Raw genomic sequence first — 13,052 nt, 5'->3', positions numbered from 1 at the left:
GCGAACAGGCTCGCGCCTATTGGTGCGTTGTGTCTGACTCAAAGTACCGGCAGAGTCTTGTCCTTGATCACTGTCGTCGGTCCGTAGGACTTGACGCTGGCGATGCCTTTCTCCAGCGCAGCGGCGGAGGAGTAAGCCTCGCTGCTGCCAATGATCTCGTGGTTGCCGGCCTTCAGATTGAAATAGGGATGGCCGTCCTTGGTGCTCTTTCTCTCGTAGCGCTCATCCAGCGGGCTGTTCTTCTGGACCGAAGCAATGCCTCCATCGGCGGCGCTGCGGCTGGTGTAGTGCTCGCTGGTAAGAATGGTTTCAGCGTTGGCCGCCTTCAGCACAAACCGGAACTGACCGTTGCTGGTTTTGCTCAATTCGTACCATCCAGACATGCTCTTTTCTCCTTGGCAAATAAGAGGGTTCGCGCTTCAGAGTAAAGACCAGGCCGGGATTTTTGTCGCCTGTACCGGCCTCATCGCGAGCAGGCTCACTCCTACAGTCGGTGTACGCAAACTGAAGGTAGGAGCGAGCCTGCTCGCGACGAGGCCGACACAATCACCGACAAACCAGCCTACTTCACCCCCGCCCGCACCACCGACAACTCCGGCGCCTGCACCCGTCGCTGGCTCAAATACCGCGTGCAACTCACCCGCAGGAACGAAGCGAAATTCACCACTTCGCCGCGGTAATCCATCACCTCTTCATACAGCTTGGCGATCAGGTGATTGGTGGTCATGCCATCCGCCTCGGCGATCTCGCTGAGGATGTCCCAGAACTGGTTTTCCAGGCGCAGGGTGGTGACCACCCCGCAGATGCGCAGCGAGCGGGAGCGCGACTCGTAGAGAATCGGATCGGCTTTGACGTAGAGCTCGCACATGACATGTCCCTCGTTACAGCGTGATTTGGGTGCCCAGCAATCCGAGGAAGCCGGCCAGCCAGTTAGGATGCGCTGGCCAGGCTGGCGCCGTGGCCAGATTGCCTTGAACGTGACCTTGCGTCACCGGGATATCGATGAACGTACCGCCCGCCAGACGCACTTCCGGCGCGCAGGCCGGGTAAGCGCTGCACTCGCGACCTTCGAGAACTCCCGCCGCCGCCAGCAGTTGCGCGCCGTGGCATACGGCGGCGATCGGTTTGCCGGCCTTATCGAAGGCTTGTACCAGTTCAAGGACTTTGTCGTTCAAGCGCAGGTACTCAGGCGCACGACCGCCCGGGATGAGGAGCGCGTCATAGTCGGCTTCCGCGACGTTGGCGAAGTCGAAGTTAAGCGCAAACAAATGACCCGGTTTTTCGCTGTAGGTCTGGTCGCCTTCGAAGTCATGGATCGCGGTACGTACCGTCTGGCCTGCAGTCTTGTCCGGGCAAACGGCGTGCACCGTATGGCCGACCATCAGCAGCGCCTGGAACGGCACCATTACTTCGTAATCCTCGACGTAATCGCCGACCAGCATCAGAATTTTTTTAGCGGCCATGGGGAGGGCTCCTTTGGGGAATGCGTGGAGTATTCAAAGTAGTCTTTATCTGTGGGGGTGGGTAATAACCGGTTATTACGGTTGGGCTGTTGTTATGGATAGGTGGCAGTTTTTTTTTGGGGGGGGGGATTTTTGGAAGCAAGATCAAAAGATCGCAGCCTGCGGCAGCTCCTACGTTGAGGGGATTACCCTCAACTGTACGGATATTTCTGCGCCTGACTGTAAGCGCCAAAACCACGGGTTTATGGCTAGATAAGGCGACTCCCGTCACCTTCGATTCTGGTTGCCATCATGTCCTCACGCGAAAACACCGGCATGGCCCTCGGTCTGCTCGGCGTTGTGATCTTCAGCCTCACCCTGCCCTTCACGCGCATCGTCGTGCAGGAAATGCATCCGCTGCTTAACGGTCTGGGCCGAGCGCTGGTCGCCGCGGTTCCGGCGGCGCTGCTGTTGTTGTGGCACCGCGAGAAATGGCCGACGTGGAAACAGTTCAAGGGGCTGACGCTGGTGATCGCCGGCGTGATCCTCGGCTTTCCGGTCCTGTCAGCCTGGGCCATGCAAACCTTGCCCGCGTCCCATGGCGCGCTGGTCAATGGGTTGCAGCCCCTTTGCGTCGCGCTGTATGCCGCCTGGTTGTCCCACGAACGCCCCTCGAAAGCTTTCTGGGCCTGCGCCGCCCTGGGCAGTGCGCTGGTGCTCGGTTACGCGCTGATCAGCGGTGCCGGCAGTATCCAGGCGGGGGACTTGTTGATGCTCGGCGCGATTGCCGTAGGCGGGTTGGGTTACGCCGAAGGCGGCCGGTTGGCCAAGGAGATGGGAGGCTGGCAGGTGATCTGCTGGGCACTGGTGCTGTCGACACCGCTGCTGATCGGGCCAGTAACGTACCTGGCATTGCAGCACCAGGGTGCAATATCAGCCAGGACCTGGTGGGCGTTTGGCTACGTCTCGCTGTTTTCGCAGTTCATCGGTTTTTTTGCCTGGTACGCCGGATTGGCGATGGGCGGCATTGCTCGCGTCAGCCAGATCCAGTTGCTGCAGATCTTCTTCACCATCGCCTTTTCAGCGCTGTTCTTTGGTGAACACATCGAGCCGATCACCTGGCTGTTTGCCGCCGGGGTGATCGTGACGGTGATGCTGGGGCGCAGGACCGCCGTCCAGTCAACGGCGGGAGCACGCCTGATCCCGAAGGGGACATCGCCTACAACATAACCGTTGAAGTCAGCCCGCCATTACGAGCGGGCTCGTCCCACAGGATCAGAGGTACCCGTCAGCCCGCAACAGGGTTTCCAGACAATGTTCGCTGATGTGGTAGAAATCCTTCAGCTCCTGAATCTTCACCAGCAACTGAGCCGGGTCCACCGGCTCGGCACGTTTGACCGCCAGGATCATCTTGTTCTTGTTGGTGTGGTCCAGGGAGATGAACTCGAACACCTTGGTCTCGTATCCACAGGCCTCAAGAAACAACGCCCGCAAACTGTCGGTGACCATCTCGGCCTGCTGGCCCAAATGCAGACCGTATTGAAGCATCGGCTTGAGCAGCGCCGGGCTCTGGATTTGCAGGCGGATCTGTTTGTGGCAGCACGGCGAACACATGATGATCGAGGCGCCGGAGCGGATACCGGTATGGATCGCGTAATCGGTGGCAATGTCGCACGCATGCAGCGCAATCATCACATCCAGCTCGCTCGGCGCGACGCTGCGCACATCCCCGCACTTGAACACCAACCCCGGATGTTCGAGTTTTTCGGCAGCGGCGTTGCACAGCGTGACCATGTCTTCACGCAGTTCGACGCCAGTCACCACGCCTTCGGCTTTCAAGGTGTTGCGCAGGTAATCATGGATGGCGAACGTCAGATAGCCCTTGCCCGAGCCGAAATCAGCCACTTGGACCGGCTTGTCCAATGCCAGCGGCGAGGTGGTCAGCGCATGGCTGAACACTTCGATGAACTTGTTGATCTGCTTCCATTTCCGCGACATCGCCGGGATCAGTTCATGTTGCTTGTTGGTCACGCCCAGATCGGCGAGGAATGGCCGACTCAGGTCAAGGAAGCGGTTTTTCTCGCGGTTGTGCCCAGCGGACGGCACCTCACGCAATTGCTGAGGTTTACTCTTGAACAGCGAACTTTTGCTCTTTTTGCTGTATTCGAGCTGAACTTCATCGGTCAACGACAGCAAGTGTGCATTTTTGAACGAGGCAGGTAACAGCGAGGCGAGTACCTCGACGCCCTCGGCAAGGGGCAGGTTTTTGGTGATGTCGCGGGTTTTGTAGCGATAAACGAAGGACAGGCAAGGCTGATCCTTGACTGTCAGCTGCTTGACGATGAGTCGCTGCAAGTCCGCTTCGGGGCCCACGTACTTGGCCAGCACCAATTTGATGAAGGCGTTCTGATCGAGGCTCGATTGCAGCAGATCAACGAATTGAGCGTGGTGATCCGGCGCGAGACTGGCAGGAGTAGCGGTGATAGACATGAAAGTAACGGCCTCGGGCGATGCGGATCGGGAATGGCCGTTATTTTAGGGGGGATGGAGTCTTAGGGCACGGTGTTATTTTTCCAGGCCCTGGTCGCTCCTTCCCAAGACCTGAATGTTTGATCACTGACTTCAGGGCTCAACCAAGCGAAGTTTGCGATTATTCGGCGAATTAATAATGTATTTGACGATCAATCCCACCGGTACCGCCCAAGTCAGGCCATTGGCCGGATCAGTGATTACCGCGATGGTTTCCGTGCTTGCGTCCATATCCAGACGGCGGCGGTCGTTGCTGGATTTGAGGAGGCCATAGGCATGACTGACCAGCCTTTCAGCCAAATGCATCGGCACATCGAGATCCTGCAAGTGCTTGACGGCGCGACAGAACAATACCTGGTCATCGATCAATGTATCGGTCTGATGTCGAGCCAGGAACGAGCGGGCAATATCCAGCAAATCCTCATGCAGTTCAAAATACTCGTCAACTTCCGTCATGCTCAGGACTCCGGGTGCAATTCTGACGACGCGGGGCTGACCACAACGGGCCGGGCGGCGCTGCGCAAATCCGGCCCGGCGAACGGCAAACGCACAGCGGGATTGGGCATACCGCTCGGAGACAATTCATGGGTCATTTCGAACTCGGCCCGCACCGACCAGCCGCAGGCTTCGGAGGTGCATTGCAGATAAGCCACTCGCAGGAATATATGACGCCCTTCGCTGGTTCGAATGCGCATCCGGCTCAGGCAGTGCGGACAAACCATTTTGTAGGTGCTCATGCTTGAATCCCGGAGGTCATCTGGTGGTAATCAACCTGATCAAACGCAATACTGCTTGACGCACTGATCGGCACGGTCCGGCCATGCGAATAACGTCTGCCAGACGCAAGAAAGTGCATCGGGCAGTCGCTGAGTGGGTACAAGCCAAGCTCGTAGGAAATTACCCTGATACCATTAGGAAGTTTCGACATCGTGTTCTTCTGACTCATAGTGGAAGATTGATTACTCACAAGATAAAAACAACTCATTGTGCATACGTTAGGTATTCAAAAAGCATATGTCAAAAGGAAAACGCTCAAATTGCGTAGCAAAAAATCACAAGGCGTCCTGGCTCGCCTGAAGCATATTACCGGTACAACTACCGATGCTTCTTTGTCATCAGCGCTAAAAATTAGCCCGCAGACCCTTAGCAGCTGGAAAGGTCGCGACAGCACACCATACTCATTATGCGTAGAATTGGCGCAAGCACGGGGCATCTCTCTCGACTGGTTATTGCTGGGTGTAGGACCGATGCTGCGGCAAACACACGTAAACACCCTCGAAACAAGCCGGGAAAACACCCTGCGTGAAAATACAGTGCTCGCGCTGTGGCGCTTGCTCGACGACGATGATCGCTGTGTCATACAACGCGCACTTGAAGAAAAGACGCGCTTGCGCGATCTGGAACTCAAGCTGGCGGAAATGTCCTCTATCCTGTCGGCGCTTCAACACGTTAACGACACATAACGTAATAGAAGCCCCCGCACGCGTTACTTCAATGCATACCACAACACCATGATGTTTCCGCCGCTACGGAAAATCAGCGCGCACGCCAGGACACTGATTCCTGCATGCCATGGGCTGACGGGCGTAAACGTTAGCAGTACGTCCATGCCTGCCAGGCAAAACAGGCTTCCACACAAACTGATCATCAGACCCTCTCGCCAACAACGACGTGCTTCGTCTCGCCGATAACAGGCCAGCCTGAATGCGCTCAGTAAATGAGCAATACCCGTTATGTACACAAGGAGCGTCATTGCACCACTCATCACCCTCGCCCTCTCAGGTGCCGGATGATTTCGCCAATACCGACGCCATCAATCCATTGCATGACCTTGATGCTGAGGGGGATGACGATCAGTGCGCAGAGAAATGCCGTCACGCCCCCGGTCAGAAAAGGTGCCAGCGGCAACGCGACAGGTGTGAACAGGTAGCCGACGCCCGCCGACAACAATAACGAGCCGATACGCTGCCAGGCCTTGAAGTTACTGCGAGTCGTGGTAACGAGCCATGCGCCGAGCGCGGCACCGAAGAGTGCCTCACCGTCGATAGAGGGCAGTGTGCCGATACCCAGTCCCAGCAGCAGTCCGCCGACACTGTTATAGGCCGAATCAGTGACGCTCATCAGAGCCTCCCGATTCAGTCTTTTCGACGTTGATGAAGCCCAACTCAATCGCCTTGAGCAAGGCCGCACTGCGTGAATTGACGGCGAACTTGCGGCGGATATTGGTGAAATGAAAGTTGACCGTCGACTCCGAGCAGTTCTGGATTCTGGCTATTTCCCAGGACGTTTTACCTTGAAAGCACCACAGCAAGGCTTCGGTTTCTTTCGCCGTCAGTTGTGCGGGCGAACGCTCTTCGCCACTGAGCGAGGCACATAAAAAAGGGTCGAGCGGTTGATTCGTAGACATGACAAAACCTCCCTCCAGGTCAGAACGCCCGATGCAGGGCGTTCGTTAATGGAAGGAGATGTTGAAGACAAGCAGGAACTCAAACAACGGGATGGGTTTGTAATAAGCAGAGGCACAAGTGACCGGTGATGCTCAGCCCAACACCACCAGCCGATTCGGCAACTCGTTCCTCACGTGCGTCACCGGCACATGCACTTTCAGCAACTCGCCGCAAGCTTCGACGCACGTTACGAAACCCTGCAGCGTCTGCCCCTGCTTAACCTGCAAAGTGAACGCCGACACAATGTCATCCCAGCTCTGGTTGTCGAGCCGGCTGGAGATGCCTTGATCCACCAGAATCTCGACATAACGCTCGGCTTCGCAAACAAAGATCAGCATGCCGGTGCCACCCGCAGTGTGATGCAGGTTCTGTTCGAGGAACTGCCGACGCGCCAGGTTCGAAGCCCGCCAATGACGCACTGAACGCGGGATCAAGCGGGTGGTGATTTTGGGGATGCGGAACACCAGGCACAGCACGATAAAACTGGCCCATTGCACCAACAGCAGGCTGTGCAAGGTCAGCCAGCCGGTCAGGTAATGCACGACACCCGGCACCACCAGCGCCAGCAGGCTGGCCCATAACAAAGGGATATACGCGTAGTCGTCGGCGCGGGCGGCGAGCACGGTCACCAGCTCGGCATCCGTATCGCGCTCGACACGGGCAATCGCTTCGGCGACTTTGCGTTGTTCGTGTTCATTCAGTAATGCCATTTCAAAGACGCTCGCTCATTATTTTTCTCACCAGCCACCCGACGAACCGCCGCCCCCGAAACTGCCCCCGCCACCGCTGAAGCCCCCGCCTCCACCGCCACCAAATCCGCCACCGCCGAAACCGCCCCCCGAACCGCCTCGACCACCACCGTTGGGCATGATGCCGAGCATTTGGCAGACGAAAACCGTCAGAATGAACAACATCACCAGAAACACGAATACCCCTGGATGCCGCGACAGGAAGTCAGCACCCGGATCGCCTCTGGACTCATACACTGTGGACGGTTCATCGAGCGGATTGCCACCCAGCACCACCAGCATCGCGGCGACACCGTCGCTGATGCCTTTGCTGAAGTTGCCGCTCTTGAACGATGGCGTGATCACCTGATGGATGATCACCGAGCTCTGCGCGTCAGTCAGGCGATCTTCCAGCCCATAACCGACTTCGATGCGCAGCTTGCGATCATCACGCGCAACGATCAACAGCGCGCCGTTGTTCTTGTCCTTCTGACCAATGCCCCAGTAACGACCCAGCTGATAACCGAAGTCCGCGATATCAGTACCCTGCAGATCCGGCACCGTGACCACCACCAATTGCTCGCCAGTGGTTTTCTCATGGGCCTGGAGCTGCTGGGTCAGCTGGTCGCGCACGGAGGGATCAATCATCCCGGCGTTATCGACCACCCGCCCGGTCAGCTGGGGAAATTTCAACTCGGCCTGTGCCGCCAGGGTGAACACCCAAAGCAGCAGCACCAGGCCAACTTTCAACACGCGCATTGGCAACCTCATCCGTGCACCAGCAGACCGGCTTCTACAGGGTTATTCACCTGCCATCACTGCTGGTGGTGATATTTCAGAATTTCACTTGAGGTGCTTTGTCCGCATCGGGGCTGGTCGCCTCGAAGGTTTCGCGGATCGGCAAATCACTGTACATCACGCTATGCCAGAGGCGACCCGGGAAGGTTCGGATCTCGGTGTTGTACTTCTGCACCGCCAGAATGAAATCACGACGAGCGACCGCGATACGGTTCTCGGTGCCTTCGAGCTGCGACTGCAACGCCAGGAAATTCTGATTGGCCTTGAGGTCCGGATAACGCTCCGACACCACCATCAATCGGCTCAGCGCGCCGGTCAGCTGATCCTGCGCCTGCTGGAATTGCTTGAGCTTTTCCGGATTATCGAGGGTGCTGGCGTCCACCTGAATAGAAGTGGCCTTGGCCCGGGCTTCGATCACTGCGGTCAGGGTTTCTTCCTCATGTTTGGCATAGCCCTTCACGGTCTCCACCAGATTGGGGATCAGATCGGCGCGACGCTGATACTGGTTCTGCACCTGGCCCCAGGCGGCTTTGGCCTGCTCATCGAGGGTGGGAATGTTGTTGATGCCGCAACCCGCCAGCAGTGTGGTCAGCAATAGCATCGCTGCCACTTGCAGGCTCGATCGATAATGGTGTCGTACGTTCATCTGGTTGACGCTCCCTTGCACATTCCGTTGAAAAAACAACCTGCGAACTTTGAACACGGCTCTTGGGGCATAATCGGCGCCGCCACTGGATTGCATCCAGCCGATGGGCTAAAAGATGCTCCAGGATTAAAACAGTTCAGAAGTTTGCTGCATTTACCTGAACAACAATAGTCGCTCCCTAAATTTTGGCTGACCGGCGCGTCGTCACTGCCGTTTAGGCTTTCGAGAAAACTATTCATGAAGAAGCTGTGTTTGCTGGGCCTGTTCGTCAGTCTGGCCAGTCATACCGTACTGGCCGCCACGACGCCCGCACCTCTGGAAAACAAGGACGCCTTCATCAATAACCTGATGAAGCAAATGACCCTCGATGAAAAAATCGGCCAGCTACGCCTGATCAGCATAGGCCCGGAAATGCCACGCGAGATGATCCGCAAGGAAATCGCCGCCGGCAACATCGGCGGCACGTTCAACTCGATCACCCGCCCGGAAAACCGTCCGATGCAGGACGCGGCGATGCGCAGCCGTTTGAAGATCCCGATGTTTTTCGCCTATGACGTGATCCACGGCCATCGCACCATTTTCCCGATTCCCATCGCCCTGGCTTCGAGCTGGGACATGGACGCCATCGGCCTGTCCGGGCGCATTGCCGCCAAGGAAGCCGCGTCGGACAGCATCGACCTGACATTTGCGCCGATGGTCGACATCTCCCGCGATCCACGCTGGGGTCGCACCTCTGAAGGTTTCGGCGAGGACACCTACCTGGTGTCGCGCATCGCCGGGGTAATGGTCAGGGCCTTTCAGGGCACCGGCGCGAACGCCGCCGACAGCATCATGGCCAGCGTCAAGCACTTTGCCTTGTACGGCGCTGTCGAGGGTGGTCGCGACTACAACGTCGTCGACATGAGCCCGGTCAAAATGTACCAGGACTACCTGCCGCCCTACCGCGCCGCCATCGACGCCGGTGCTGGCGGGGTTATGGTCGCGTTGAACTCGATCAATGGCGTGCCAGCCACTGCCAACACCTGGCTGATGAACGACCTGCTGCGCAAGGAGTGGGGCTTCAAGGGCCTGACAGTCAGCGACCACGGGGCGATTTTCGAGCTGATCAAGCACGGCGTTGCCGCTGATGGCCGCGAAGCCGCGAAGCTGGCGATCAAGGCCGGCATCGACATGAGCATGAACGACACCCTCTACGGCAAAGAGCTGCCGGGACTGTTGAAAGCCGGAGAGATCGAGCAGAGCGACATCGACAATGCCGTGCGTGAAGTCCTTGCGGCCAAGTACGACATGGGCCTGTTCAAGGACCCGTACCTGCGCATCGGCAAGGCCGAGGATGACCCGGCCGACACCTACGCCGAAAGCCGCCTGCACCGCGCCGAAGCGCGTGATGTTGCGCGCCGTAGCCTGGTGTTGTTGAAGAACCAGGGCGAAACCCTGCCGCTGAAGAAAACCGCGAAGATCGCCCTGGTCGGTCCGTTGGCCAAGGCGCCGATCGACATGATGGGCAGCTGGGCAGCCGCCGGCAGGCCCGCGCAGTCCGTCACCCTGTTCGACGGCATGACCACCGCGCTGGGCGGGCAATCGACGCTGATTTATGCCCGTGGCGCCAACATCACCAGCGACAAGAAGGTCCTCGATTACCTGAACTTCCTTAATTTCGATGCACCGGAAGTGGTAGACGATCCACGCTCGGCTCAAGTGCTGATCGATGAAGCGGTGAAAGCCGCCAAGGACGCGGACGTGGTGGTCGCCGCCGTGGGTGAATCCCGTGGCATGTCCCACGAATCCTCCAGCCGCACCGACCTGGACATCCCGGTCAACCAGCGCGAGCTGATCAAGGCCCTGAAAGCCACGGGCAAACCACTGGTGCTGGTGTTGATGAACGGCCGTCCACTGTCGATTCTCGAAGAGAGGGATCAGGCCGACGCGATTCTGGAAACCTGGTTCAGCGGTACCGAAGGCGGCAATGCCATCGCCGACGTGCTGTTCGGCGACTACAACCCGTCGGGCAAACTGCCAATCACCTTCCCGCGCTCAGTGGGTCAGATTCCGACTTACTACAACCACCTGAGCATCGGCCGGCCGTTTACGCCGGGCAAACCGGGCAACTACACCTCGCAGTATTTCGATGACACCACCGGCCCCCTGTTCCCGTTCGGTTTCGGCTTGAGCTACACCAGTTTCAGCCTGACCGACATGGCGTTGTCGTCAACCACGCTGAACAAGACCGGGAAGCTCGACGCCAGCGTCATGGTGAAAAACACGGGCAAGCGTGACGGCGAAACCGTGGTGCAGTTGTACCTGCAGGACGTGACCGGTTCGATGATTCGCCCCGTGAAGGAGCTGAAGAACTTCCAGAAAATCATGCTCAAGGCCGGCGAACAGAAAGTCGTGCACTTCACCATCACCGAGGATGACCTGAAGTTCTTCAACGCTCAGCTCAAGTACGTGGCGGAACCGGGCAAGTTCAACGTGCAGATCGGCCTGGACTCTCAGGACGTGACGCAGCAGAGTTTTGAGTTGCTGTAACCGTTAAAAGCAAAAGATCGCAGCCTGCGGCAGCTCCTACAGTGGGATGGTGTATACCCTGTAGGAGCTGCCGAAGGCTCGGGCCGCGTTCGGACGATCTTTTGATCTGAGCTACCCCCTACGATCCAGCAGATTGACCACCAGCCGATCCACCCAGCCCCAGATCCTTTGCTTCACACGCCGCCACAGCGGCCGGCGTAGCCATGCCTCCAGGCTCACCTCCTGGCTCAACGCAAAATCCTTCTCGAAACTCGCCGCCACTGCCCGGGTCAGTCCAGGATCAAGTGCCTCAAGGTTGGCTTCCAGATTGAAACGCAGGTTCCAGTGATCGAAATTGCACGAGCCGATGCTGACCCAATCATCGATCAAGACCATTTTCAGGTGCAGGAAACACGGCTGGTATTCGAAGATTTTCACCCCCGCCTTGAGCAGGCGCGGGTAATAACGATGGCCGGCGTAACGGACCGATGGATGATCGGTACGCGGCCCGGTAAGCAGCAGGCGCACATCAATCCCTCGTGATGCGGCGCGGCGCAGTGAGCGACGGACTTTCCAGGTCGGCAGGAAATACGGCGTGGCCAGCCAGATCCGTTTCTGCCCGCTGTTCAGCGCGCGAACCAGCGACTGCAGGATGTCGCGGTGCTGGCGGGCGTCGGCGTACGCCACCCGGCCCATGCCCTCGCCCGTGGACGGTATGCGCGGCAGTCGCGGCAAACCGAAATGCGAGGCGGGCTTCCAGGCTCGGCGATGGCGGTTGGCGATCCACTGGCGGTCGAACAGCAGTTGCCAGTCGATTACCAGGGGGCCGGTGATTTCCACCATCACTTCGTGCCACTCGCTGACATCTTCGCCCGGCGTCCAGAACTCATCGGTGACCCCCGTGCCCCCGACCACCGCCAGGCTCTGATCGACCAGTAACAGTTTGCGGTGATCGCGATAGAAGTTGCCCACCCAGCGCCGCCAGCTCAAACGATTGTAGAAACGCAGCTCCACACCCGCCGCCATCAATCGCTGCCGCAGGGTCAGGGTGAAGGCAAGGCTGCCGTAGTCATCGAACAGACAACGCACGCGCACACCACGCTCGGCTGCCTGGATCAACGCTTGCACCATGGCCTCGGCGCACGCGCCCGCCTCGACCAGGTACAGCTCGAGTTCGACCTGTTCCTCGGCGCGGGCAATCGCCACCAGCATTCGCGGAAAGAACTGCGGACCGTCGATCAGCAGTTCGAAGCTGTTGCCTTCACGCCAGGGAAAGATCGCACCGGCCATGTCAGCGCGCCGTGAAAATCAGTACCGCACCCACCGGCACCGACAGACTGATCGCCGACAGTCCGGCGACGTTGCGCAACCGTTCCAGACCGGGTGCCAGGTCGAAGTCTTCGGCATTGATCACCAAAGGCTCGAGCGTCACCACCTGGAAACGTCGATCATCGAGGCGGGTCGCCAGCAGCTCGGCGTTGTATTGGTGGGTTTTACCGTGAAGATTAACCGTGACTGGCAAGCGCAATTCAAGTTGCGCCCCGGGCGCGAGATCGTTGATCGGGCGTAGATCAATTTGCGCAGTGATCAACGCACTGGGAAACGTCTGGATCTCGAACAGGTCCTTGCGCATGCGCTCATCACGCAACGGGATGCCGCTGTTCACCGACTCCAGTTCGACTTCCACCTCGGCCAGGCCTTTGGGATCGACCTTGCCGTGCAGCACCAGAAAGCGCTGCACTTCAGAAATGTGGGCATTTTTTGTGCTGATGAACGACAACCGCGAGGACTCGCCATCAAGGTACCAGTTGGCCTGGGCCGACAGCGTGGTGCCGGCCAGCAGGACAAAAGCGAGGTTTTTACAGAGGGACCGCGTGAACATAGGGACTCGTGGGCAGATAAACCTGAGCGAACCTTAACCGCCCGCGAAACAATTGCAAACTTGTTGCCGCTG

16 protein-coding genes are annotated in these 13,052 nt (G+C 58.3%); 3 read left to right on the top strand and 13 right to left on the bottom strand.

Features of this window, described 5'->3' with window-relative positions; all coding sequences use genetic code 11:
* Window positions 1-38: 38 nt before the first annotated feature.
* The 3 genes from AC3ZVB_RS15760 to AC3ZVB_RS15750 all read right to left on the bottom strand — a co-directional run bounded on the left by AC3ZVB_RS15760 (window position 39) and on the right by AC3ZVB_RS15750 (window position 1,463).
* Complete coding sequence (locus AC3ZVB_RS15760) at window positions 39-383, bottom strand: YegP family protein (RefSeq protein WP_162438633.1); 345 nt, start codon at window positions 381-383, stop codon at window positions 39-41.
* A gap of 179 nt (window positions 384-562) precedes the next feature.
* Window positions 563-868 carry a ribbon-helix-helix domain-containing protein gene (locus AC3ZVB_RS15755; protein WP_162438632.1) on the bottom strand — a complete coding sequence of 102 codons (306 nt, stop codon included), beginning with the start codon at window positions 866-868 and terminating at the stop codon, window positions 563-565.
* Between the two features lie 13 nt (window positions 869-881).
* On the bottom strand, window positions 882-1,463 hold the full coding sequence (locus tag AC3ZVB_RS15750; protein ID WP_490147051.1) for a DJ-1/PfpI family protein: 582 nt from the start codon (window positions 1,461-1,463) through the stop codon (window positions 882-884).
* Between the two features lie 291 nt (window positions 1,464-1,754).
* Between AC3ZVB_RS15750 and AC3ZVB_RS15745 the strand changes: the two genes are divergently transcribed.
* Window positions 1,755-2,672, top strand: coding sequence for a DMT family transporter (locus AC3ZVB_RS15745; protein ID WP_490147050.1), 918 nt, complete (start codon window positions 1,755-1,757; stop codon window positions 2,670-2,672).
* A gap of 45 nt (window positions 2,673-2,717) precedes the next feature.
* On the opposite strand, the gene AC3ZVB_RS15740 is transcribed toward AC3ZVB_RS15745, so the two are convergent.
* From AC3ZVB_RS15740 to AC3ZVB_RS15730, 3 genes are all read right to left on the bottom strand, one after another.
* Window positions 2,718-3,932, bottom strand: a complete 1,215-nt coding sequence (locus AC3ZVB_RS15740; RefSeq protein ID WP_490147049.1) for a class I SAM-dependent methyltransferase — start codon at window positions 3,930-3,932, stop codon at window positions 2,718-2,720.
* A gap of 132 nt (window positions 3,933-4,064) precedes the next feature.
* Window positions 4,065-4,427, bottom strand: a complete 363-nt coding sequence (locus AC3ZVB_RS15735) for a hypothetical protein (RefSeq protein ID WP_194691157.1) — start codon at window positions 4,425-4,427, stop codon at window positions 4,065-4,067.
* Between the two features lie 2 nt (window positions 4,428-4,429).
* Window positions 4,430-4,708, bottom strand: a complete 279-nt coding sequence (locus tag AC3ZVB_RS15730) for an Ogr/Delta-like zinc finger protein (RefSeq protein ID WP_162438627.1) — start codon at window positions 4,706-4,708, stop codon at window positions 4,430-4,432.
* 300 nt (window positions 4,709-5,008) lie between these two features.
* Here AC3ZVB_RS15730 and AC3ZVB_RS15725 point away from each other — a divergent pair, with 300 nt between their 5' ends.
* Window positions 5,009-5,434: a helix-turn-helix domain-containing protein gene (locus AC3ZVB_RS15725; RefSeq protein WP_162438626.1), complete on the top strand. Its 426-nt coding sequence runs from the start codon at window positions 5,009-5,011 to the stop codon at window positions 5,432-5,434.
* A 301-nt stretch (window positions 5,435-5,735) separates the two neighbouring features.
* Here AC3ZVB_RS15725 and AC3ZVB_RS15720 read toward each other — a convergent pair whose 3' ends face one another.
* The 5 genes from AC3ZVB_RS15720 to AC3ZVB_RS15700 all read right to left on the bottom strand — a co-directional run bounded on the left by AC3ZVB_RS15720 (window position 5,736) and on the right by AC3ZVB_RS15700 (window position 8,590).
* On the bottom strand, window positions 5,736-6,092 hold the full coding sequence (locus AC3ZVB_RS15720) for a putative holin (protein ID WP_162438625.1): 357 nt from the start codon (window positions 6,090-6,092) through the stop codon (window positions 5,736-5,738).
* The gene (locus AC3ZVB_RS15715) at window positions 6,079-6,378 is read right to left on the bottom strand and encodes a helix-turn-helix transcriptional regulator (RefSeq protein WP_490147048.1); all 300 of its coding nucleotides are present in this window, start codon (window positions 6,376-6,378) and stop codon (window positions 6,079-6,081) included. The genes AC3ZVB_RS15720 and AC3ZVB_RS15715 overlap by 14 nt, the downstream gene beginning before the upstream one ends.
* A 132-nt stretch (window positions 6,379-6,510) precedes the next feature.
* Entirely contained in the window at window positions 6,511-7,128 is a 618-nt protein-coding gene (locus tag AC3ZVB_RS15710) for a TPM domain-containing protein (RefSeq protein WP_490147047.1), read from the bottom strand.
* Window positions 7,129-7,155: 27 nt separating this feature from the next.
* Window positions 7,156-7,905 carry a TPM domain-containing protein gene (locus tag AC3ZVB_RS15705; protein WP_490147046.1) on the bottom strand — a complete coding sequence of 250 codons (750 nt, stop codon included), beginning with the start codon at window positions 7,903-7,905 and terminating at the stop codon, window positions 7,156-7,158.
* Window positions 7,906-7,981: 76 nt separating this feature from the next.
* Window positions 7,982-8,590 (bottom strand): LemA family protein, encoded by a 609-nt coding sequence (locus AC3ZVB_RS15700; protein WP_162438621.1) that lies wholly within the window; start codon window positions 8,588-8,590, stop codon window positions 7,982-7,984.
* Window positions 8,591-8,827: 237 nt separating this feature from the next.
* Here AC3ZVB_RS15700 and bglX point away from each other — a divergent pair, with 237 nt between their 5' ends.
* The gene (gene bglX, locus AC3ZVB_RS15695) at window positions 8,828-11,119 is read left to right on the top strand and encodes a beta-glucosidase BglX (protein WP_490147045.1); all 2,292 of its coding nucleotides are present in this window, start codon (window positions 8,828-8,830) and stop codon (window positions 11,117-11,119) included.
* Between the two features lie 111 nt (window positions 11,120-11,230).
* On the opposite strand, the gene AC3ZVB_RS15690 is transcribed toward bglX, so the two are convergent.
* Together AC3ZVB_RS15690 and AC3ZVB_RS15685 are read right to left on the bottom strand one after the other, a co-directional pair.
* Complete coding sequence (locus AC3ZVB_RS15690) at window positions 11,231-12,388, bottom strand: phospholipase D-like domain-containing protein (protein WP_490147044.1); 1,158 nt, start codon at window positions 12,386-12,388, stop codon at window positions 11,231-11,233.
* Window position 12,389: 1 nt separating this feature from the next.
* Window positions 12,390-12,980: a YceI family protein gene (locus AC3ZVB_RS15685; protein ID WP_490147043.1), complete on the bottom strand. Its 591-nt coding sequence runs from the start codon at window positions 12,978-12,980 to the stop codon at window positions 12,390-12,392.
* Window positions 12,981-13,052 lie beyond the last annotated feature (72 nt).

It is taken from the genome of Pseudomonas sp. MDV22-iso1 (genome assembly GCF_058145095.1).
The sequence above is the reverse complement of the archived record's forward strand: the minus strand, read 5'-3'. Positions and strand labels throughout refer to the sequence as shown.